18 protein-coding genes and 2 pseudogenes are annotated in these 20,223 nt (G+C 65.3%); 16 read left to right on the top strand and 4 right to left on the bottom strand.

The genetic code is table 11. The annotated features are described in order from the left end of the window. Positions 1-229 precede the first annotated feature (229 nt). The 9 genes from CAP13_RS10265 (at position 230) to CAP13_RS05075 (ending at position 10,775) form a co-directional block, all read left to right on the top strand. Complete coding sequence (locus CAP13_RS10265; protein WP_085830506.1) at positions 230-1,027, top strand: helix-turn-helix transcriptional regulator; 798 nt, start codon at positions 230-232, stop codon at positions 1,025-1,027. Positions 1,028-1,254: 227 nt separating this feature from the next. Continuing rightward, positions 1,255-2,202 carry an SDR family NAD(P)-dependent oxidoreductase gene (locus CAP13_RS05110; RefSeq protein WP_085830505.1) on the top strand — a complete coding sequence of 316 codons (948 nt, stop codon included), beginning with the start codon at positions 1,255-1,257 and terminating at the stop codon, positions 2,200-2,202. Positions 2,203-2,327: 125 nt separating this feature from the next. Beyond that, positions 2,328-3,716 (top strand): MFS transporter, encoded by a 1,389-nt coding sequence (locus tag CAP13_RS05105; protein ID WP_179184944.1) that lies wholly within the window; start codon positions 2,328-2,330, stop codon positions 3,714-3,716. Positions 3,717-3,841: 125 nt separating this feature from the next. Continuing rightward, positions 3,842-4,711, top strand: a complete 870-nt coding sequence (locus tag CAP13_RS05100) for a 3-methyl-2-oxobutanoate hydroxymethyltransferase (RefSeq protein WP_085830503.1) — start codon at positions 3,842-3,844, stop codon at positions 4,709-4,711. Positions 4,712-4,836: 125 nt separating this feature from the next. Further along, positions 4,837-5,691, top strand: coding sequence for a hypothetical protein (locus tag CAP13_RS05095; RefSeq protein WP_143764895.1), 855 nt, complete (start codon positions 4,837-4,839; stop codon positions 5,689-5,691). Positions 5,692-5,858: 167 nt separating this feature from the next. Further along, positions 5,859-7,532 (top strand): formate--tetrahydrofolate ligase, encoded by a 1,674-nt coding sequence (locus tag CAP13_RS05090; protein WP_085830501.1) that lies wholly within the window; start codon positions 5,859-5,861, stop codon positions 7,530-7,532. 164 nt (positions 7,533-7,696) lie between these two features. Next, positions 7,697-8,347, top strand: a complete 651-nt coding sequence (locus tag CAP13_RS05085; RefSeq protein WP_085830500.1) for a cyclodeaminase/cyclohydrolase family protein — start codon at positions 7,697-7,699, stop codon at positions 8,345-8,347. 2 nt (positions 8,348-8,349) lie between these two features. Further along, on the top strand, positions 8,350-9,330 hold the full coding sequence (locus tag CAP13_RS10260) for a 5-formyltetrahydrofolate cyclo-ligase (RefSeq protein WP_085830499.1): 981 nt from the start codon (positions 8,350-8,352) through the stop codon (positions 9,328-9,330). Positions 9,331-9,383: 53 nt separating this feature from the next. Beyond that, a complete protein-coding gene (locus CAP13_RS05075; protein WP_085830498.1) occupies positions 9,384-10,775 on the top strand; it encodes a bifunctional folylpolyglutamate synthase/dihydrofolate synthase in 1,392 nt (463 codons plus the stop codon). Positions 10,776-10,959: 184 nt separating this feature from the next. On the opposite strand, the gene CAP13_RS05070 is transcribed toward CAP13_RS05075, so the two are convergent. Together CAP13_RS05070 and CAP13_RS05065 are read right to left on the bottom strand one after the other, a co-directional pair. Continuing rightward, positions 10,960-11,154 carry a hypothetical protein gene (locus CAP13_RS05070; RefSeq protein ID WP_218775306.1) on the bottom strand — a complete coding sequence of 65 codons (195 nt, stop codon included), beginning with the start codon at positions 11,152-11,154 and terminating at the stop codon, positions 10,960-10,962. 3 nt (positions 11,155-11,157) lie between these two features. After that, positions 11,158-12,750 carry a DUF438 domain-containing protein gene (locus CAP13_RS05065; protein ID WP_085830497.1) on the bottom strand — a complete coding sequence of 531 codons (1,593 nt, stop codon included), beginning with the start codon at positions 12,748-12,750 and terminating at the stop codon, positions 11,158-11,160. A 522-nt stretch (positions 12,751-13,272) separates the two neighbouring features. Here CAP13_RS05065 and CAP13_RS10255 point away from each other — a divergent pair. Both CAP13_RS10255 and CAP13_RS10250 read left to right on the top strand, forming a co-directional pair. After that, positions 13,273-13,512, top strand: coding sequence for a hypothetical protein (locus tag CAP13_RS10255; protein WP_245798914.1), 240 nt, complete (start codon positions 13,273-13,275; stop codon positions 13,510-13,512). An 11-nt stretch (positions 13,513-13,523) separates the two neighbouring features. Next, the gene (locus CAP13_RS10250; RefSeq protein ID WP_245798913.1) at positions 13,524-14,042 is read left to right on the top strand and encodes a sulfite exporter TauE/SafE family protein; all 519 of its coding nucleotides are present in this window, start codon (positions 13,524-13,526) and stop codon (positions 14,040-14,042) included. A gap of 286 nt (positions 14,043-14,328) precedes the next feature. Here the strand turns inward: CAP13_RS10250 and CAP13_RS10495 are convergent, their stop codons facing one another. Further along, complete coding sequence (locus tag CAP13_RS10495; protein WP_245798912.1) at positions 14,329-14,568, bottom strand: septal ring lytic transglycosylase RlpA family protein; 240 nt, start codon at positions 14,566-14,568, stop codon at positions 14,329-14,331. A 130-nt stretch (positions 14,569-14,698) separates the two neighbouring features. Between CAP13_RS10495 and CAP13_RS05050 the strand changes: the two are divergent. The 3 genes and pseudogenes from CAP13_RS05050 to CAP13_RS05040 form a co-directional block, all read left to right on the top strand. Beyond that, positions 14,699-14,923, top strand: a pseudogene (locus CAP13_RS05050) (bifunctional 5,10-methylenetetrahydrofolate dehydrogenase/5,10-methenyltetrahydrofolate cyclohydrolase); the annotation flags it as partial. A gap of 148 nt (positions 14,924-15,071) precedes the next feature. Next, positions 15,072-15,636 (top strand): annotated as a pseudogene (gene folE / locus CAP13_RS05045) (GTP cyclohydrolase I FolE). A 219-nt stretch (positions 15,637-15,855) separates the two neighbouring features. After that, the gene (locus CAP13_RS05040) at positions 15,856-16,128 is read left to right on the top strand and encodes a hypothetical protein (protein ID WP_218775305.1); all 273 of its coding nucleotides are present in this window, start codon (positions 15,856-15,858) and stop codon (positions 16,126-16,128) included. 286 nt (positions 16,129-16,414) lie between these two features. Here CAP13_RS05040 and CAP13_RS05035 read toward each other — a convergent pair whose 3' ends face one another. Continuing rightward, positions 16,415-17,566, bottom strand: coding sequence for an RlpA-like double-psi beta-barrel domain-containing protein (locus CAP13_RS05035; protein WP_085830494.1), 1,152 nt, complete (start codon positions 17,564-17,566; stop codon positions 16,415-16,417). Between the two features lie 273 nt (positions 17,567-17,839). Here CAP13_RS05035 and CAP13_RS05030 point away from each other — a divergent pair, with 273 nt between their 5' ends. Beyond that, entirely contained in the window at positions 17,840-18,271 is a 432-nt protein-coding gene (locus CAP13_RS05030) for a double zinc ribbon domain-containing protein (protein ID WP_085830493.1), read from the top strand. Positions 18,272-18,405: 134 nt separating this feature from the next. Further along, a complete protein-coding gene (gene thrS, locus CAP13_RS05025; RefSeq protein ID WP_085830492.1) occupies positions 18,406-20,166 on the top strand; it encodes a threonine--tRNA ligase in 1,761 nt (586 codons plus the stop codon). Positions 20,167-20,223 lie beyond the last annotated feature (57 nt).

Here is a 20,223-nt window from a genome sequence, read left to right as displayed (position 1 = left end):
GTCGCTTTGTAGTGAGCTCATCAATGACGGGGCTTGCACGAGGATGATGCCGTGCGGGCCCCGTGCATAGGGGAGAGGAGCTCCCGGGGCACCGCTGCGGCTCCCGATGACGGACCCGCGCCGTTCACCGAGGTGTGCTGCCGCCCTCCAGTTCGTGGGCCTCGTGCCCTGCGGGTGCCGCTACCATGAGGGCAACTGGTGGCGAGTGTCGCGTCGGGGAGGGAGCGGTATGCCAACGCGACACGGATGGGAGCGGCTCCACGCATTCCTGTCTCGCTGCGGGCAGGTCCATGTGCCTCACGACTTCGTCTGCACGGCGCTCTCGTCCATCGACGCGCTTGTTCCCTATGATCAGGCGCGGGCGTATTTTCTCGACGACGACTTCACGGTGTACGACGAGTTCCTCATGGGTGTGAGCAAGAAGATCACGCGGGACTACCATGAGACGTATGCCGATGTCGATGAGAGCGCGTACTCCACGACGCGCATCGCGCGCGAGTGGTCCTACCTCTTCGCCAAGGGGTCGCGCCCGCTCTATGAGCCGGTCATCATGGATTGGGAGCGCGAGCCCCATGGCACGCGCTTCTACCGCGAGCACCTCGCCAAGCAGCGCCTGCGCTTCTGCATGGGTTTCTGCCTCTTTGACCTTGAGGGCCGCATCCGCGTCCTGTGCACCCTCGACCGCCTCGAGCGCAGCGGCCGGTACACCGCGAGCGAGTGCGAGCTCATGGGGCTCGCGAACCGTGCGCTCGATGCCATGTACCGGAATTTCTATGTGCAGCCGCCCATCGACCATGTGAACGCCATCGCCCTTGGTACGAGCGGGCTTTCGCTCACGCCGCGCGAGGTGGAGGTCTCAAAGCTCATGCTGCGGGGGCTTTCGGCGAAAGGCATCGCGGGGGCCCTCGGCATCAGCACGCCCACGGTGCGCAAGCACATCGCCAACATGCACAAGAAACTCGGGGTGAGCGGCCAAGCCGGGCTCATCCGCAAGCTCAACAGCGCCCTGCTTTCCAAGGGTGTCTAACGTTCGCAGGGCTTTTTCGACCGTTCGCAGGATGCCGAACCGTCTGACGTGCGCATAGATGTGGCTCTCATCATCACAGGTCAAGGGCGGTAAATCTCAAAAAAACGTCCTCCAACGTCAAAAGATACTCATTTGTGTGTAGAGTCCTGCCGTTCCCCGCTGCGTAGATTGCAGGTACGGATTGACGTTTGCGCAGGCACCTGCCAGCGCAGGAGACGGGGGAAATCATGGACGAGAACAAGCAAGCCACCCCACAGATGCCGGATCCAGAAACACTCGCGCATCAGACGATCGCGCAGGTGCCGCCGCTCACTGAGGTGTTCGGCACCTGTCTTGAGGGGAAGGTCGCCCTCGTGACCGGCGGCGCCACGGGTCTTGGCTTCAACGTCGCGAACCGCCTCGCGGAGGCGGGGGCGCACGTCGTGATCGCATCGCGCAGCGCTGCGCGCGGGGAGGCCGCCGTCGAGGTGCTCACCGGCCGAGGCTACAGTGCGAGCTTCGTCGCCACCGACGTGTCGAAGGTGACGGATTGCTATGCCGCCGTCGAGGCCGCCGTTCGGCTGTACGGCGGCCTCGATGTGCTCGTCACGTGCGCGGCGGGATGGGACGAGTGCGCCTACCTCGATGTCGACGAGGCCACCTACGATCGCGTGCTCGACATCGATCTCAAGGGGTCGTACTTCATGGGTCAAGCGGCAGCGCGCCATATGGTCGCGAACAAGGTGCGGGGCCGCATCGTCTTCATCTCCTCGGCAGCCTATCTCGGAGAGGGCCCACGCGGGGTCGGCATGAACAGCTACTACCAGGTGGCGAAGGCGGGTGTCGTGGCCCTCACGACGGCGGCCGCCGGCGAGCTCAAGCAGTATGGCATCCACGTGAACTGCGTGGCGCCCGGTGGCATGCTGAGCCACGGCGTGTTCTTCGAGGGCCGTGAAAGCGCCTCGAAATACGGTCCGGAGTACGCGGCGCTCAAGAGCGAGAAGCAGAAGGCCGACCCCGTGTCACTCGCCATGAACCCCGACCAGGTGGCGCTCGTGGTCTTTGCGCTCTGCACGCCCATGAGCGACTTCATGGACGGCACGACCATCGACGTGAACGGCGGCGCCCTCCTGAACGCCCAAGAGAGGCCCTTCAGCTTCACCGTGCCCGGCTGCATCCCTGGGCCTAAGGCGTAGGGCCGCACCCGTCAAACTCTCCTCTCTTTCGCGGGGCGGCCCCGGGCACCCTGGTCCGCCCCGCCAGGAGCGTCCGGTTTTGAGGCGCAATGAATCCGTATCAGTCACTTCCAACATCAAAACGCATGATGACGCTCGTCGGCATCTACCTCGCCATCGTCGGCAACCTCATGGTTTCAAACACGAACGCGACTCTGCTGCCCACGGCGGCAGCAGAGATCGGAGGCCAGGACATCTACGGTCTCGCGCAGTCCATCTCTGGTGTTCTGTCCGTGTGCCTCATGCCCATCTTCGGGTTTGTCGCCGCGAAGAGCCCGCACATGAAACCCATGCTCACGGGCGGCGGTCTGCTCGTGGGCGCAGGCGTGCTCCTCGTGCGCGCCCTCGCACCCTCCATGGTCGTCATCATTTTCGCAAACGTCTTTTGGGGTTTTGTCTCCGCGGCGGTGTTCGTCGTCGGGTTTACCACGATTCGCGATATGTTCGAGCCCGAGCAGGCCGGTGTCTACCTCGGCCTCGTGAGCTCGATGATGTCGCTCGGCATGCTCGCGGGGCCCTTCCTCGGCGGTATGGTGATCGATCGCCTCGGCTGGCGCGTGCTCTGCTTCATGCTCGTTGCGATCCTGCTGCTCGCAGCTGCCCTCAATCTGCTCGGGGCGCGTATCTCCAAAGAGGAGGGGGCCGCGATCTCCGCGACGGGCGCCCCGTTCGACTGGACGGGCGGCATCTCCATCACGATCTTCCTCGCCTGCCTGATCGTCGTGCTCTCGCTGGGGACGAGCTATCTCCCGTTCGGCGGCATGGTGAGCAACGTGCTCATCGTCGTGGCGGTGATCGCTGTGGCGGTCGTGGCGTTTGATGTGCGTCGGAAGGGCGATGCCGCCATCGTGCCGGCGAGCGCCCTCAAAGACCGCAACGTCCTCGTGCTCGCTGCATGCAACCTGCTCCATAACTTCGGGTCCATGACGGTCACGTTCTTCATCCCGAGCTTCATCATGGTCGCACTCGCCGCCGACCCGCTCGTCGTCTCGCTGGGCGCGGCGACCTCCGCTGGAATCGCCACCAGCCTCGTGGCCGTGCTCGGCATCTTCCTGGGGCCGGTCTTCGGCAAGCTCATCGCCAAGCGCGGGGACTGCAAGCAGATCATGGTCGTCGGTAACGTCGTCCGTCTCATCGTGACCGCGGGCTTCGTGTTCCTCCTTGTGCCCACGACGCCCGTGTGGGTCATCTACCTCCTCATGTTCGCCGTGGGGTTCTACAACAGCCAGATCTCGACCACGATGTCCGTGGCCCCGCAGATACAGCTCGCCCCCCACCTGCGTGTCACCGGTAACTCCGTCGTGCAGCTCGGTCAGAACTTCGGTGCGAGCATCGGTGTGGCGCTCTTCACGCTCGTCATCGCGGCGAACCCCGCGGGCGGCATGATCACCTGCATGGTCATCGCGCTCGTGGCGTATGCGGTCATGTTCGTGCTCACGCTGCTCCTGAAGAGCCCGGAGCACGCGAGCGCCTAGCGCATCATGCGCGCGGCATCGGGCCGGGTGGGATGCGCGCGTCCCAGATCCCATCTGGACCATTCGGGACGCACCCTCAGTGATCCGTGCGGGCACAGGGCCCGCGCAAAGGAAAGGAGACCGTCATGGCCGAAGAGAAGACGCAGAAGGTCGAGACCTCGCTGATGCACAAGGGGCGTAAGACCGTCTGGCATCTCCAGAAGATGAAGGAGAAGGGCGAGAAGATTGTCATGGTGGGTCCGGGCAACCTCGACCCGCTGTTCACCGCATGGGCGGACGCCGCCGGATGCGACATGGCGCGCTTCGTCGCCCCTGGTGAGGCCGCCCGCGACCGCTCCGACAACCTGTTCAGCTGGGCACGTCAGATCCGCAAGATGGCGCCGAACATCCATCTGAACGCCGTGCTCGAGACGTTCCAGGTCGCCGATCCCGTCAAAGCGCTCGAGAACGCTTCCATGCTCCTTGCCGACCAGGTCGATTCCGTGCTCATCATGGGCATCACGAACGACAAGCTGCAGTTCCTGGCAGACAACAACATCCCCGTGTTCGGCCACGTGGGCGCGCTCTCAGGCTGGCAGACCACGAACATCGGCGGATACAAGCGCATCGGCAAGACAGCCGAGGAGGCTTTTGGCATCTACCGCCGCGCCTTCGAATATCAGGAGTGCGGGATGAAGGGGATGACCGTCGAGCTCGTGCCGCGCCAGGTCGCTCAGAAGATCGCCGAGAAGCTGACCATTCCCGTGGTCGGCATCGCCGCCGGGGCGCCCTGCGACGGTTCCGAGATGGTCGTCTGGGATCTTCTGGGCATCGTGCCTGCTGCGAGCGTTCATGCCGTGCAGTACGCGAACATCCCGCAGGTTGCCATCGAGGGGTACGGCAAGTTCTGCACGGAGGTCCGCGACGGCGCGTATCCGCAGCCGGTTCACGGCTTCGATATGGATGAGGCGGAGTACGAGAAGTTCTGCAACATGGTGGATTCGGACGTGCACTAGGGCGAGGCGGGATGTCGGCGGCGCACCGCATGCGGCTCACCGCCGACATCCATCTTGTCAGCTTGTGTAAGCTTGGTGCGTTCCCGTCGGTGGCGCGCAGATGCAATGGATGTGGGGGATCAGCGGTGGTCTCGATACCGTGGGACAAGGGGATCGCATGTATTGCCCAGCGACTGAGCGGCTTTCATGATCAGCCGTGTGAGCTTGATTCCCTCGTCAGGGAGGTGCTCAGGCTGGCGAACAGCCCGCGATCTGATAGTGAGCCGCGCGTCCTTGACCCCTTTCATGCACTTGCGGCGCTCATGGAGACTGTGCATCGAGATGAGGCGTTCATGCATGCGGCGAGCCTGCTTGGCATGAATGTGCGCCTTGCCGGCCTCGATGAGCTCGACCCGTGTGCGGCCTACGGCGCTCATTCCGTTCAAGATGGCGCTCCCTCACAGACGCTGTGGGACGTGTTCGATGCATGGTTCGAAGCGGGCGAGCGCAACGCATTCGCCGGTTTCCCCACCGGTCGTGAACGGACGACCCTGCTTCGCTTGCTTGAGCGGCTTGAGGACCGCGATGGGGGAGCGGCTTTTCTGAAACCCCTCTCCGTCATCATGTGGTGGTGTCATCCACGCGCATGGCTGCCGCTTGCGGGGCCTGTGATGCAGATGCTCCGCGCATCGGATGGGTTTGGCATGACGGAGAGAGACGTCCCGGCCACCGCCAGAGACTACCTCGCCCTTGTAGAATTCCTTCACGCTGAGATGGACGGGGCACGCATCCCATACCGTGATTTCCTCGAGTGGTGGCAGGCGGCGCATGCTGGTCTCACCCTTTCCGAGGGTCTTGCCGAGCCGGCGCGGTCGGAGCTCATCGAAGCAGAGCTCATCCCCGTGCTTCACCGTCTGTTTCCTGACGGCACGTCCCAAAAGGCTTGGAACGTGTTGGTTGGGAGAGCCCGGGAAGGGTGGGATGTGCAGATTCGAACGTGAGTGAGTGCGCGGAGGCAAAACATATCAGGAAGGTTGGGACTTGATCCATCTATCTGATAGGTTTGGTACGAAGTTGCGGCACTTTTATGTATTGCAGGCATACTGGAGTTAGCGCTAGGTGGCACCGTACGATAGATTCGCCACATAGACCAACGAGGGGAGCGCATATGGCAGCGTATAAGACGGACATCGAGATCGCCCAGGAAGCGGAGATGCTTCCGATCTCCGAGGTCGCCGCGAAGGTCGGTCTCGCAGAGGAGCAGCTTGAGCACTACGGCACCTACAAGGCCAAGGTCGACATCCACTCGCTGCGCGACACGCCCCGCAAGGCGAAGCTCGTGCTCGTGACGGCCATCAACCCCACGCCTGCGGGCGAGGGCAAGACCACCACGTCCGTCGGTCTCGCAGATGCGCTCAACCGCTTGGGCAAGAAGACCGTGCTCGCCCTTCGAGAGCCCTCGCTCGGCCCCGTCTTCGGCATCAAGGGAGGCGCGGCAGGGGGAGGCTACGCGCAGGTCGTCCCCATGGAGGATATCAACCTGCACTTCACCGGTGACTTCCATGCCATCGGAGCCGCGAACAACCTGCTCGCCGCCCTGCTCGACAACCATATCCAGCAGGGGAACGCCCTCGGCATCGATCCCAAGCAGATCGTGTGGAAGCGCGCCGTCGATATGAACGACCGCCAGCTCCGCCACATCGTGGACGGCCTGGGTGGCAAGGCTCAGGGTGTGCCGCGCGAGGACGGATTCGACATCACCGTCGCGTCCGAGGTCATGGCCGCGTTCTGCCTGGCGGCCGACCTCATGGACCTGAAGGAGCGCCTGGGCCGCATGGTCGTGGCCTACACCTACGGTGGCGAGCCCGTCACCGCATCTGACCTGCATGCGCAGGGTGCCATGGCGGCTCTGCTGAAAGACGCCATCAAGCCGAACCTCGTGCAGACGCTCGAGCACACGCCTGCCTTCGTGCACGGCGGCCCCTTCGCGAACATCGCCCACGGCTGCAACTCCGTGCAGGCGACCGACTGCGCGCTCAAGCTCGGCGAGTACGTCGTGACCGAGGCCGGCTTCGGCGCCGACCTGGGCGCGGAGAAGTTCCTCGACATCAAATGCCGCATGGCGGGATTCGAGCCGGACGCCGTGGTCATCGTCGCCACCGTCCGCGCGCTCAAGTACAACGGCGGCGTGCCCAAGGCGGAGCTCACGGCTGAGAACCTCGAGGCGCTCGAAGCCGGCCTGCCCAACCTGCTGCGCCACGTCTCCAACATCCGCGACGTCTACGGGCTGCCCTGCGTCGTCGCCATCAACGCGTTCCCGACGGACACCGAGGCCGAGCTCAAGCTCGTCGAGCGGAAGTGCCAGGAGCTTGGCGTGAACGTCGCCCTCTCCGAGGTGTGGGCGAAGGGCGGCGCGGGCGGTGAGGCACTCGCCTCCGAGGTCATGCGCCTTTGCGAGCAGCCGCATGAGTTCCACCTCGCCTATGAGAGCGGCGCATCCATCAGCGCGGCCCTCGAGGCTATCGCCACGAGGATCTACCACGCGGACGGCGTTGACTACACGCCCGCGGCGAAGCGCCAGATGAAGCAGCTGGAGGATAACGGGTTCGGCACCCTGCCCGTGTGCGTGGCGAAGACCCAGTACTCGTTCACGGACGATCAGCACAAGCTCGGCGCCCCCGAGCAGTTCCGCATCACGGTGCGCAACCTCAAGGTCTCGGCCGGCGCGGGCTTCGTGGTGGCGCTCACGGGCGACATCATGACGATGCCCGGCCTGCCGAAAGCGCCTGCGGCGGAGCGGATCGACGTTGACGAGAACGGCGTGATCACCGGGCTGTTCTAAGAGCATCCCGGACATGCCTCCGGTACCCGGGTGATGCCGCCGGCACTGCTCCAGGCTCGTATCTGCATGTTTTTGACCCGCCGACGCGCGGGGCGGGTCGGCCCGTATCAAAATTCACGGCCCCGATGCGCCCATGGGGCGGTAGGGGAGATGAGGTGGTTGCCATGACCGAGATGCAGGTGGAGACGAGATCGCTCGCCGATCTATCCTGCCGCGAGTTCGCAGCGGAGCTCGCGGCGAAGAGATCCGTGCCGGGAGGCGGCGGGGCTGCCGCGCTCGCGGGCGCGCTCGGCGTCGCGCTCTGCTCCATGGCAGGTGCGTTCACAACGGGCAAGGCGCGCTACGCGGACGTCGAGGATGACATCAAGCGCATGATGGGTGAGGCGGAGGAGCTGCGCCGCACGCTCGTCGGGCTCATTGAGGCGGATGCCGCCGCGTTCGAGCCGCTGTCGCGCGCCTACGGCATCCCGAAGAAGGACCCCGCCCGCGCCCGGGTGCTCGAAGCCGCAACCAAGACGGCGTGCTCCGCGCCGGTTGAGATGATGCGCGCCTGCGCCCGATCCGTGGAGCTGCTCGAGGAGATGGGCGAGAAGGGCAGCCGCATGCTCATCTCCGACATCGGGTGCGGGGCCGCACTCTGCTCGGCGGCGCTCAAGGCGGCGAGCTTGAATGTCTACGTGAACACGAGGACGCTCGCGGACCGCGCATACGCCGAGGACCTCGAGCATGAGGTCGATCAACTTCTTGACACGTACGTGCCGCGCTCCGAGGCGCTCGCCGCGCGTGTTTCCGACCATATCCGCGGTGGGGAGTAGCCATGGCGAGGATCTTGCGCGGCGCCCCCGTAGCGTCGGCCATCACCGAGGAGCTCGCGGAGCGCGTCGGGGTGCTTCGTGAGCGCGGTATCGTCCCCACCCTCGCCATCGTGCGCGTCGGGGAGCGGGCGGACGACCTGTCCTATGAGTGCGGCGCCATGAAGCGCGCGGAGAAGGTGGGCTTGGAGGTCAAGCGGTTCGTGCTCCCGAAAGACTGCACGCAGGAGGACCTGCTCGGTGTCATCGCGGAGGTGAATCGCTACCCCGCGATCCACGGATGCCTGATGTTCCGCCCGCTGCCGCAATCTCTTGATGAGGGCGCGGCATGCGAGGCGCTCGACCCCGCAAAGGATGTCGACGGCATCANGCCTGATGCTGCGGTCGACACGGCGGCGCTTGCCAAGCGGACGATGCGTGCGCATCTGAAATCGCTTCGCGCGGCCCTCCCGCGTGCCGAACGCGCCGCCGCGGATGCCGCCATCGCCGCGCGCCTGTTCGGGTCGCCCGAGTTCCGCGATGCCGATCTAATCGCGTCGTATCTGTCAATTGGCGAGGAGGTCGACACGCACGGCATCATCGGGCGGGCGTGGCAGGAGGGCAAGACCGTCGCGCTCCCGCGCTGCGCCAAAGGCTCGCGCATCATGCGCTGGTATTCAGTCACATCCCTCGAAGGCCTTGAGCGAAGCCCGTTCGGCGTCCTCGAGCCTGTTGCAGACCCTGATCGCGAGGTCGACCTGAAGCGATCCCCATCCTCGCTCGCGCTCGTCCCCGGTCTCGCCTTCGACATGCAGGGGTTCCGCCTGGGCTGCGGCGGCGGTTTCTACGACACATTCCTCGCCGACTTCCCCGGTGTGTCGTTGGGGCTTTGCCGCGAGGCGCAGCTCATCGAGAGCCTGGATGCGCGTGGGGTTGTGTCCGCCCATGATCTGCCCGTTGACGCGGTCGTGACCGACCGGCGCATGATCGCGCCGACGATCGCATAGCCGGCTGCGTTCCGCTGCGATGTAACGTCCCGATGAAGGAAAGCCCGATCGATATGAAGCAGTCCCCGATATACACCGTCCCCTTCGATGTGCCCGAGCTCCCGTTCGAGGAGGCGGTGTCGATCGCCGCAGACACGGGTGTGATCTCGGGGGATGCCGGGCCCCTGCTCGAGACCGTCGTTGAGATGCTCGACGAGCTCGAGCGGCCGGACGCCCACATGGACTGCATCCAGGTGGCCGGCACCAACGGGAAGAGCTCGACGACGCGCTTCGCCGCCGCCATCCTCGCCGGGGAGGGAAGGCGCTGTGCGCTCTACACCTCACCGCAGCTCGTGCGCTACCCCGAGCGCATGGAGGTCGGCGGGCACCCGGTCTCGGACGCCGCCTTCGCGCACGGGGTCTCGGCGGCGAGCGAGGCCGGTCGGCGCGTGAACGAGCGCCGGGCTGCGGCGGGGGAGACGGCGTATGCGATCACCCCCTTCGACCTCCTGACCGTCGCCGCCCTCGTGATCTTCGCCGAGGCGGCGGTCGACGTGGCCGTCCTCGAGGTGGGGCTCGGCGGGCGCTGGGACGCCACGAGCGCTACGAACCCGGTCGCCGTCGCCATCACGGGCATCGGCCTCGACCACATGCGCATCCTCGGGGACACGCTTGCCGAGATCGCCGGCGAGAAGGCGGCCGTCATCAAGCCGGGGCGCGCCGTCGTGCTCGGCGAGGGCACGCATGAGCCGAGCGTCGCCGCCGTCATGGAGGAGCGCTGCCGCGCCGCCGGGGTCACCCCGATCACGGCGGCCCATGAGGTTCTGCGGCTGCCGCACCATCTCGGCGACGAGCTCCGTGTGCGGGTGCGTGGCGTTCATGCGGATTACGAGGTCGGGATCGCGAAACCCGCCTACCAGGGGCAGAACCTCGCCTGCGCGATCCTGCTCGCCGAGGCGTATCTGGGACGCGCCCTTTCGGCGGACCGCCTGCAGGCGAGCCTCGCCGCCTGCCCCACACCCGGCCGCTTCGATGTGCTCCGCCGCGAGCCCCTGCTGCTTGTGGACGCCTGCCACAACCCGCAGAGCTGTGAGAACTTCGTGGCCTCGCTCGATGAGATCGCGCCCGATCGCGCTCGGCGCCCGACCCTCCTCATCGCGGCCCTCACCGACAAGGACGTGGCGGGCATCGTCCGCGTCCTCGCACCGGCTTTCCCGGCCTTCGCCGTCACCCAGACGGCTTCCGCCCGCGCGCTCCCGGCCGACGATCTGGCGCGCCTGTTGCGGGACGAGCTTGCTGCCGAAGGCCGGGCTGATGCCGAGGTCACGGTCTTCGACTCGGTTGCCGCCGCCCTTGACGCCTCCGCTGAATCGGGAAGCCCGCTCGTGGCCGCGGGCACCATCACGCTCGCCGGCGAGGTCGCGGGGCTTGTGCGCCGGAGCGAGGGCACCGACGCTAAGAAGTAGGGTCCGACGCCTTGGTGGACGGCGGACCGCATCCTGAGCGCTGCGACCTCTTACGAAGCCACAGGATCCTAGGTTCCCCAGCGCACGGCGGAACGGCAGGCTCCGCGCCTCGATCAGAAAAGAGCAGGGCCGACGGGACATCAAGCCCCGTCGGCCCTGCTTCGGTCTAAACGTCAATGCGTCGTCAGCGCTCGTCCGCATGGACATCGAAAGCGCTGAGCAGCATCTCGCGCACGCCGGGGCGGTCGGGGTTGTGTGAGCCCGCGCCGCGGTCGAGCCTGCGGATCGCGTCCATCTCCTCATCGGTCAGGGTGAAGTCGAAGATCTCCATGTTCGATTTGATGCGTTCGGGCTTCGTGGAGCGCGGGAAGACGATCACGCCCTACTCTTGGCCCCGTGCGGCCTCAGCCTCACGCTGCTCGCGGCGGATGTCTGCGCCGCGGCGGTTGTCACCCTCGAGCTCGTGGATCGTCGTGATGTCCTGCGTCGTCTCGAGTGCGCCGAGATAGTTCCCCTGCTCATCGCGGACGGCGAAGTAGCGGATGTAGAGGAAGGCCTCGCCCTTGTGGATCCAGAACTCGAAGGAGTCGCTCTCGCCGCTCTTGAAGCTCTCGAAGACGTGCCGGACCATCTCCTGGCTCTTGGGCGGGTGGCAGGCGTAGACATCGCGGCCGAGGCAGCTTTTCGGGCGCGGGAAGGCGCGGGTGTCCCCGTGGGAGAAGTAGCGGGTCTTGTCCTCGGCGTCAACAAAGGTGATGTCGAGGGGGATCGTGTTGAGCACGGCCTCGAGCTCGGACACGGTGAAGGAGCCGGTGGAGAGCTCGACCTTGCCCTCGGCGTTCAGCGCGGAGGGCTTCTCCTCGGTGCCGTCTTCCTTCTCGGAGGCGAGCTTCGCGCGGATGCGATCGTTCGCGAGTTCGAGGGCATCGGCGCGCCAGAGTGCCGGCGGCTCGATGAAGGCGAATCCGAACTCATCGCTCTCCGCCGCGATCTGGGTCCACTCGGTGGCGCTCAGGGTCTCCAGGGCGAGCGGGATGAGGACGTTCTCCTCCTTGTCGATCATCGAGGCCGCCTGCGCGACCGCCTCGGTGAGCTCGGCGATCGCAACGGCCAGGGCCTCATCGGCGAATGAACGCCCAAGCTGCTCACGGGCGCGTGAGACGGCCTCGCGCACCTCGTCGTCCTTGCCCCACATCACGTTCGAGGGGCCGGTGATGTCATGGTTCTCGAGATGGGAGAAGAGGAGCTCCTCCTTGCGCTTGTAGTGGGTGAAGACGGCGGAAAAGGCCTCGATGTCCCGGCCGAGGACCGCTGCCGCCTCATCGATCTCACGCTCGCCCGAGATGCCCCGTGCATCGGCGAGATGGCCTTTGACCTCCTCCAGGAAGGCGCCGATTCGCTCGTTCTCCTCGCGCATGACGCGAACCGGGTGGCCGGGTTGCGTCTCAGCGGCGCCCGCGGGGGTGGCGCAGGACACGCTGCCCTCAAACAGGGTCGCATGCACGTCGCAGAGGCGCTGGACCTCCTCGACGGGCACACCGCCGCGGATGAGGGCCTGCTCGGCCGCGGCGATCTCGCCACCGGAGACGGATTCGAAGTTACGGCGGAAGTCCTCGCGCACGTCGTCGACGCTCTCACCCGCGCCCAGGCGCTCAAGCAGGCTCTTGATCAAGGCCTGGCGCTCCTCGGGGGTCTTTGCGACTGGGGGCTCGGGCTCCGCCTGATCTGGCTCGGCGGGCGCGTCTTTGCCGGTGACGGTGAATCCCGCACCGCGCAGGGCGGCTACGACTTCGCCGAGGTCGATGCCCTTGTGCTCGCAGCCCTTGGGAATCGTCATGAACCGGCCCATGGTCTGCAGCCGGCCCGGTTTTGTGATCTCGTCGAAGCCGACGCGGGCCATGATGTCCTTGATCTCGGGATGGGTGGAGCAGATCTCATATACCGATGCGTCGAGGTCGATGGTCTTGTCAGGCATGGCACATCCTTTCTGCGGCGCCGGGAGGCGCGTTTGCGGTCTGCTGAGAGCATATCGAAGTATGATTCTGTTAACTGTTGTCACAACAACATATGACTGTTTTATTTGAGGACTCACGAAAACGAATTATCAGATGAGGAGGGGAGGTCTGCAGAGCCAAGCGCCATGTAGAGGAGCGGAGTCGTATCGATGATGGCTAGGTTCATGGGCTCCCCCTGTCGGTCGTGGAAGGTTGAGCGGCGCTCTGGGGATACATACCCTGTTCGTTGCGGCTCTCGCGGCGCGGGGTTTCGGGCGGCGAAGTTCGATGCTCGCCGGGCTGCAGGACATTTGAGGTGAGCCAGGGATGCGGTGTCCCGTCCCTCCTCAGCGTGAGGTCTCTTGAGGTCTCTTGGCGTGGCACGACGTCCATCGGTCTGCGAGATGCTCGGAACGGGCTTACACACCCTTCACACGCTGCGGCGTATACTGGGCGCCGGCAAGCGACGTCGGGGGCAGCTCGTGTCAATCTCTTTCGTACTCATGCTCATCGTGACCTTCCTCGCGACCCTTCTGGGTCCCATCTGCGGCATCGGCGGCGGCGTCATCATCAAGCCGGTTGTCGACGCGCTCGGGATCATGCCGGTGGCGGAGGTGTCCTTCCTGTCCGGGATCGCCGTGCTGGTCATGGCGGTCGTGACCCTGGTGCAGGATGCGCTGGCGGGGGAGCGTGGAGGGGAGAGCACCTGCCCATCGCCCTTGGCGCGGCTGCAGGCGGCGTAGCGGGGAAATTCGTGTTCGCCCAATTGATGCAGGTCTTTCCGCATGCCGATCGCATCGGCGGCGTCCAAGCCCTGCTCCTCACCGGATGCGCGCTTGTTGCCCTCGTGTACATGGCTCGACGGGGCCGTATCGGCTCGCTTGAGCTTTCCGGCCCGGCGCCGCAGCTGATCGTCGGCCTTCTCGCCGGATCCTGCTGGTCGTTTTTAGGCATCGGTGGCGGGCCGTTCAACGTCGCCCTGCTCGTGTTCTTCTTCGCGATGGAGAGCAAGCCCGCCGCCCGGGCCTCGCTCCTCATCATCGCCTGCTCCCAGACGGCGAGCATCATCTTCGCCTTCGTCGCGGGGGCGGTGCCGGCGACCTCGCCCGAGGACCTCATCGGCATGGCATCGATGGCGGTGGCCGGATCGTTCGTGGGCAGGCGCCTGCAGAGGCGTTTCGACTCCCGGGCCGTCGACCGGCTCTACATTGCCTCACTCGCACTGATCATCATGCTCTGCCTATACAACGCGGTGCGGTTCCTGCAGATGTAGGCCTCTTTTTCAGGCAGAGGGCCGTGCGTAAACGGAGCTCGAAAGTACGTTTCCCAAGGGCGCAGAAGGCGGATCTGCATGAGAACGGGCTCCAAAGTAGGTTTTACCAGGATCCCTGGAATCCCCTTGCGAAAACGGGCTCCAAAGTACGTTTCCCAAGGGCGCAGAAGGCGAATCTGCGCGAAAGCGGGCCCGAAAGTACGTCTTGCTGCCCCCGCCAGCAGGTAAACTAAAATCGAGTGACCCCACCCATAGAAAACCGGCATGGAGCTACCCCAGCGGGCCCTTATAGGAACCGGTACGAGACCGTCCCGACGCCGACGCTCAAAAAGCCGAGGGCGCGGGCCACGGCGGGCTGCATGTCGATCACGCGGCCCGCCGTGTACGGTCCGCGGTCGTTCACGTAGGCGATCACGCTGCGACCGCCGTAGGAGATCTCGACCTTCGTGCCGAAGGGCACGTTCAGCATGGCGATGCCCATGGAGGTCTCGGTGACGGTCTCGCCGCTGGCCGTGGTGCCGCCCATGAACCCGTCGCCGATGCCGTAATAGGAGGCGGTTCCCGTCAGCCAACCACTTGAGCTCGTGCTTCCCGAGGAGGAGCTGGTGCCGCTTGAGGAAGAGCCGCTGCTCGAGGACGAGGAGGAACTGCTCGTNCGCGCGCGCACCGTGGGGGCGGACGCCGTCAGGCCGGGGCAGACGGTTATCGATGTCGGGATCAACTGGGACGACGCGGCGGGAAAACTCGTCGGCGACGTCGACTTCGATGCTGTGGAACCGCTCGTGGATTCGATCACACCGGTTCCGGGCGGCGTCGGCTCCGTGACGACCGCGATCTTGGCCAAGCACGTTGTCGAGGCCGCCGAGCGCGCGGGGCGATGAGGCGGAGCCGCGTCCAGCCTGCATCGCCCTAGCGTTATCGCGGGGTCATGTCGATGCGGCGGCCCCCGCTTCCTGAGCGGGAGTGGACCGACGCCGCTCCCGGCCCATATATGCCAAATCAATAATCCAAGTCAGAGAGGCGAAGCGCATGGCTGTCGATGAAACCCGTGCCAAGGAGGCGGTTCGCGCGTTCCTCGTCGCGATAGGAGAGGACCCCGATCGTCCCGGTCTGGTGGAGACGCCGAATCGTGTTGCCCGCGCAGCCAGGGAGATCCTCGGCGGTTATGATGAGAACCCTGCGGAGCATCTGCGCAAGCAGTTTCAGGAATCGGATAACGAGGAGATGGTGATCGTCCGGGATCCCGTTCTCCTCGTTCTGCGAGCACCATATCCTGCCGTTCACCGGGCATGCGCACGTCGCCTATATCTCGCGGGGTGGTCGGATCACCGGTCTGTCGAAGATCGCACGATGCGTGAACGGCTATGCCCGCCGCCTGCAGCTGCAGGAGCGTCTGACCGCAGAGATCGCCGATGCCCTGATGGGCGAGCTCGACCCCCGGGGCGTGCTCGTTGTGTTGGAGGCGGAGCATATGTGCATGACGATGCGGGGCGTTCGAAGCGCCGGTGCGATTACAATGACGTCTGCTGTGCGGGGCACCTTCCGCACGGACATCAAGACGCGCGAGGAGGCGCTCCGCCTGCTCGGCTTGTAGAAGGCGGGCCGGCGGGGGATTGGAAACGATGGGAAACGCGAAGAGTGGGAGGATTCCCATGTGCGATCGCGAGCATGAGCTGAATGATGCCCTCAAGGCGTCGGTTCCCCGGCCGGTCGACGAAACCGGATCGCAGCCTGATGCTGCGGTCGACACGGCGGCGCTTGCCAAGCGGACGATGCGTGCGCATCTGAAATCGNGCTCGTGTTCTTCTTCGCGATGGAGAGCAAGCCCGCCGCCCGGGCCTCGCTCCTCATCATCGCCTGCTCCCAGACGGCGAGCATCATCTTCGCCTTCGTCGCGGGGGCGGTGCCGGCGACCTCGCCCGAGGACCTCATCGGCATGGCATCGATGGCGGTGGCCGGATCGTTCGTGGGCAGGCGCCTGCAGAGGCGTTTCGACTCCCGGGCCGTCGACCGGCTCTACATTGCCTCACTCGCACTGATCATCATGCTCTGCCTATACAACGCGGTGCGGTTCCTGCAGATGTAGGCCTCTTTTTCAGGCAGAGGGCCGTGCGTAAACGGAGCTCGAAAGTACGTTTCCCAAGGGCGCAGAAGGCGGATCTGCATGAGAACGGGCTCCAAAGTAGGTTTTACCAGGATCCCTGGAATCCCCTTGCGAAAACGGGCTCCAAAGTACGTTTCCCAAGGGCGCAGAAGGCGAATCTGCGCGAAAGCGGGCCCGAAAGTACGTCTTGCTGCCCCCGCCAGCAGGTAAACTAAAATCGAGTGACCCCACCCATAGAAAACCGGCATGGAGCTACCCCAGCGGGCCCTTATAGGAACCGGTACGAGACCGTCCCGACGCCGACGCTCAAAAAGCCGAGGGCGCGGGCCACGGCGGGCTGCATGTCGATCACGCGGCCCGCCGTGTACGGTCCGCGGTCGTTCACGTAGGCGATCACGCTGCGACCGCCGTAGGAGATCTCGACCTTCGTGCCGAAGGGCACGTTCAGCATGGCGATGCCCATGGAGGTCTCGGTGACGGTCTCGCCGCTGGCCGTGGTGCCGCCCATGAACCCGTCGCCGATGCCGTAATAGGAGGCGGTTCCCGTCAGCCAACCACTTGAGCTCGTGCTTCCCGAGGAGGAGCTGGTGCCGCTTGAGGAAGAGCCGCTGCTCGAGGACGAGGAGGAACTGCTCGTGGAGCCCGAGCCCGCAGAGCCTGACGTCGTGCTAGACCCGCTCGTCGCCGCACTCGAAGTGCCACTTATAGCGGTCGAGGTGCCCGCGCTCGCGTTCTGCGCGTGGGTGGCCTCGACGGCGGCAACCGTGGCCGCGGCCTCCTCAGCCGCCTTCTGCGCCGCAGCGGCCTCCGCGGCATCCTCGGAGGCAGCCTGCTCCCGCATTTTCTGCTGGGCCGCCTTGGCCTGCGCGAGTGAGGCGGCGGCGCTCGCCTCCGCGCTCTCCGCCTCGTCCTTCGCGGCCGAGACCGCGGCGAGCTTGTCGTTTAGCTGATCGCGCACCTCTTTCAGGGATTCCAGGTCGGAGAGGTAGGTGTCCTTGATGACGCCCAGATACTTCGCGAAGTCGAGGAGGTCGGCGAAGGAATCGGTTGTGAGCAGAGCGGCGAGGATGTTCGCCGATCCGTTGTTCATCTTGTACATGGTGGTGACGGCCGCGCTCGCTCGCTCACGTGTCGCGGGCAGGGTCTCCTGCTCGAGGGCGAGGATCTCATCAGCGAGGGCGTTGACCTGATCCTCAAGGTCCCGGACGCGCGACATGGAGTCCGCGTAGGCGCTCGTCGCCGAGGAGACCTCGCTCGTCAAGCTCGCCAGCTGCGCTGCGGTCTCAGCCGTCTCGCCGAGGGCCGCGGCGGGAGCCCCGCCGAGGACGAGGGCGCAGGCGAGGCCCGCGGTGCAGGCGAGGCGTGCGCCTCGGCCAAGCCGGTGTCGTCGTACGTGCTGGGATCGTTTTGTTGCGTCCATGGAAAACCTCGCAGGTCGGGTGCGTTTCAGTGTCGTGTTTCTCCGACCATGGTAGAGGTCTTGATTCTCAACCTCAAGTTGAACTTAAAGGTTTCATAAGGTCGCCATCGTGATGGCGGCGAGGGGGTCTATAGGGGGCGCCGCCCGTGGTCGTTCGGTCGATCCGCAGCTCAAGGCCGTGATCTTCTATGTGCATCGCGTGTCAGGGGACAGATCGGCCCTCCACAGGCTATACTTCACAAAGTTGCCACTATCGGAAAGGTGCGAAACCCTATGTCGAGACTCATCCAAGAGCTCATGTCGCCCCAGCTCATGTTCGCCATGGGCCTCTTCATCGCCTTCGTCATCGCGCTCTACGTGCTCTCCATCGTCTACGTGATCATCGATGCCCGCCGGCGCGGCGCCCAGATGTGGGGCCTCTGGGGCGTCATCGCTCTGATTCCGTTCGTGGGCCTCATTGCCTACCTTGTGCTTCGTCCCAACTCCTACCTCGCCGACCGCGAGGAGCAGGAGCTCGATATGGCGCTTCGCGAGCGCGAGCTCGCCCAGTACGGGTCCTGCCCCTCCTGCGGCACCGCGATCGAGAAGGACTTCGTCGTCTGCCCGGTCTGCAACACCCAGGTGCGCAACGTCTGCCCGAGCTGCCATAAGCCGCTCGACGCGCACTGGAAGGTCTGCCCGTACTGCCGAACGCACATTCAATAGGCATGCCGACCGGCCCCGCGCCGGCTCCCGCGCATGCCTCTTCCGTACCCGCCTGCCCCAGCCGGTAGGCGGGTACGTGTTTGCCGGGCCCACCCGGCACCGGCCCATCCCGTCCCCAATCTGAAAGGCTCACCATGAAGGCACTGTACAACGATGGAACCGTAGCCGAGGTCCCCGAGGACGAGGTCACCAACGTCATCCGCCATTCGGCGGCGCACATCCTCGCCCAGGCGGTCAAGCGCCTCTACCCTGAGGCGACCTTCGCCTACGGTCCCGCCAACGAGAACGGGTTCTACTACGACGTCGACCCCGGCGACGCCAAGATCTCCGATGACGACCTGCCGGTCATCGAGGCCGAGATGCGCAAGATCGCCAAGGAGAACCTCAAGTTCGAGACCTTTGAGCTTCCCCGCCCCGAGGCCATCAAGCTCATGGAGGAGCGCGGCGAAAAGTACAAGGTCGAGCATATCGACGACCTGCCCGAGGACGCGCGCATCACCTTCTTCAAGCAGGGCGACTACATCGATATGTGCGTGGGGCCGCACCTCACCTACACCAAGGGCCTCAAGGCCTTCAAGCTCACGGGCGTATCGGGCGCCTATTGGAAGGCGGACGCCGCGAACAAGATGCTCACGCGCATCTCAGGTACGGCCTTCGCGACCAAGGAGGAGCTCGCCGAGCACGAGCGCATGCTCGAGGAGGCCGAGAAGCGCGACCACCGCAAGATCGGCCGCGAGATGGAGCTCTTCATGATGTCCGAGGCCGGCCCCGGCTTCCCGTTCTGGCTGCCCAACGGCATGCGCGTGCGCAACGCGCTCATGCAGTACTGGCAGGAGATGCAGGAGGCTTACGGCTACGAGCAGGTGCAGACGCCCATCATCCTGTCGCGCTCGCTCTGGGAGACCTCCGGCCACTGGGACCACTACAAGGACAACATGTACACGACGGAGATCGATGAGGAGGATTACGCCGTCAAGCCGATGAACTGCCCGGGCGCCTGCCTCATCTACAAGAGCAAGCCGCGCTCTTACCGCGATCTGCCGCTCAAGCTCGCCGAGGCCGGTCTCGACCATCGCCATGAGCTCAAGGGCGCCCTGCACGGCCTGTTCCGCGTGCGCGAGTTCACCCAGGACGACGCCCATCTCTTCATCCGCCCCGATCAGATCACCGAGCAGGTCACGGACACCGCGCACCTGATCACGGCCTACTACGCGCAGTTCGGCTTCCCCTACCGCGTCGAGCTCTCCACGCGCCCTGACGACTCCATGGGCTCCGATGAGGATTGGGAGCGCGCCGAGCAGGGCCTCAAGGACGCGCTCGACTCCATGGGGCTCGAGTACACGGTGAACTTCGGCGACGGCGCCTTCTACGGCCCCAAGATCGACTTCCATCTGAAGGACACCCTGGGACGCACCTGGCAGTGCGGCACCATCCAGCTCGACTTCCAGCTGCCGCATAACTTCGAGCTCGAGTACGTGGACTCCGACGGCACCAAGAAGCAGCCGATCATGATCCACCGCGCGGGCTTCGGATCCTTCGAGCGCTTCATCGGCATGCTGACCGAGCAGTACGCTGGCAAGTTCCCCACCTGGCTCTCACCCTGCCAGGTCAAGGTCCTGCCGGTGTCTGAGAAGACCCGCGACTACGCGCGCTCCATCACCGACGAGCTCCGCGCCGCCGGGGTCCGCGTCAAGCTCGACGAGCGCGACGAGAAGATCGGCTACAAGATCCGCGAGGCCCGCGGTATCGACCGCGTACCCTATATGCTCATCATCGGCGAGAAGGAGGTCGAGGCGAACAACATCTCCGTGCGCGACCGCACGAACGAGACGCACCAGCGCGACCTCGGCGAGTTCATCGCCGACATCTCACGCGAGATCGCCGAGCGCCGGTAGGGGAGCGCCCAGAGAGAGCGGTCGACGGCGGATCCGGGGCACCGGGCCCGCCGTTTT

The sequence above is a fragment of the Collinsella vaginalis genome, from assembly GCF_900176655.1.
GTDB lineage: Bacteria > Actinomycetota > Coriobacteriia > Coriobacteriales > Coriobacteriaceae > Collinsella > Collinsella vaginalis.
This window is presented reverse-complemented; position numbering and strand designations above follow the sequence as displayed.

What these genes read in the sequence shown, in the direction of transcription:
- CAP13_RS10495 (WP_245798912.1), bottom strand. Translation starts at nt 14,568, where the DNA reads ATGGGCGGCACCACGGCCAGCGGCGAGACCGTCACCGAGACCTCCATG.
- CAP13_RS05090 (WP_085830501.1), top strand. Translation starts at nt 5,859, where the DNA reads ATGGCAGCGTATAAGACGGACATCGAGATCGCCCAGGAAGCGGAGATG.
- CAP13_RS10265 (WP_085830506.1), top strand. Translation starts at nt 230, where the DNA reads ATGCCAACGCGACACGGATGGGAGCGGCTCCACGCATTCCTGTCTCGC.
- CAP13_RS05040 (WP_218775305.1), top strand. Translation starts at nt 15,856, where the DNA reads ATGGAGAGCAAGCCCGCCGCCCGGGCCTCGCTCCTCATCATCGCCTGC.
- CAP13_RS05105 (WP_179184944.1), top strand. Translation starts at nt 2,328, where the DNA reads ATGATGACGCTCGTCGGCATCTACCTCGCCATCGTCGGCAACCTCATG.
- CAP13_RS05100 (WP_085830503.1), top strand. Translation starts at nt 3,842, where the DNA reads ATGGCCGAAGAGAAGACGCAGAAGGTCGAGACCTCGCTGATGCACAAG.
- CAP13_RS05110 (WP_085830505.1), top strand. Translation starts at nt 1,255, where the DNA reads ATGGACGAGAACAAGCAAGCCACCCCACAGATGCCGGATCCAGAAACA.
- CAP13_RS05075 (WP_085830498.1), top strand. Translation starts at nt 9,384, where the DNA reads ATGAAGCAGTCCCCGATATACACCGTCCCCTTCGATGTGCCCGAGCTC.
- CAP13_RS05065 (WP_085830497.1), bottom strand. Translation starts at nt 12,750, where the DNA reads ATGCCTGACAAGACCATCGACCTCGACGCATCGGTATATGAGATCTGC.
- CAP13_RS10255 (WP_245798914.1), top strand. Translation starts at nt 13,273, where the DNA reads ATGCTCATCGTGACCTTCCTCGCGACCCTTCTGGGTCCCATCTGCGGC.
- CAP13_RS05030 (WP_085830493.1), top strand. Translation starts at nt 17,840, where the DNA reads ATGTCGAGACTCATCCAAGAGCTCATGTCGCCCCAGCTCATGTTCGCC.
- CAP13_RS05035 (WP_085830494.1), bottom strand. Translation starts at nt 17,566, where the DNA reads ATGGACGCAACAAAACGATCCCAGCACGTACGACGACACCGGCTTGGC.
- CAP13_RS05085 (WP_085830500.1), top strand. Translation starts at nt 7,697, where the DNA reads ATGACCGAGATGCAGGTGGAGACGAGATCGCTCGCCGATCTATCCTGC.
- thrS (WP_085830492.1), top strand. Translation starts at nt 18,406, where the DNA reads ATGAAGGCACTGTACAACGATGGAACCGTAGCCGAGGTCCCCGAGGAC.